Below are 443 nucleotides of genomic sequence, written 5' to 3' on the forward strand. Positions count from 1 at the left end.
GACGTGACCCCTGGGGGCGGATACTGGAGGCATGCGGTTGACGGTTTTCTGGCAGCGGATGGCGGATCACTTCGGTCCGGGGTACGCCGACTCCTTCGCGCGCGACCACGTGATGGCGGAGCTGGGCGGGCGTACCGTCCAGCAGGCCCTGGACGCCGGCTGGGAGGCCAAGGACGTGTGGCGGGCGGTGTGCGCCACGATGGGCGTCCCGCCGGAAAAGCGCTGAATCGCCGAGAAGTGTTCCCACCCCTGCGGGGTGGGCGAGACTTGGGGCGTGACTGGGCCTGAGGGGACGCGGAGCAGCAGGGAGGCGGACGTGACGGCGGCCGCCGCGGACGCCGGAGTGCCGTCTCAGCGGCCCGCCACGGACGCCGGAGTGCCGCCTCAGCGGCCCGAGGTGCCACCGCCCCCCGCCACCGACGCGCCGACCGGCGCGTCGGTGG

1 protein-coding gene is annotated in these 443 nt (G+C 74.0%); it reads left to right on the forward strand.

Annotated elements, in window-relative coordinates; genetic code table 11:
- The first annotated feature begins 31 nt into the window (after nt 1–31).
- Nucleotides 32–226, forward strand: coding sequence for a DUF3046 domain-containing protein (locus ACOV8S_RS02045; RefSeq protein ID WP_448315712.1), 195 nt, complete (start codon nt 32–34; stop codon nt 224–226).
- The last annotated feature ends 217 nt before the right edge of the window (nt 227–443 follow it).

This window comes from Streptomyces sp. CO7 (assembly GCF_053474865.1).

Excerpts from the sequence above, each read along its gene's own strand:
- ACOV8S_RS02045 (WP_448315712.1), top strand. The coding sequence starts at position 32 with ATGCGGTTGACGGTTTTCTGGCAGCGGATGGCGGATCACTTCGGTCCG.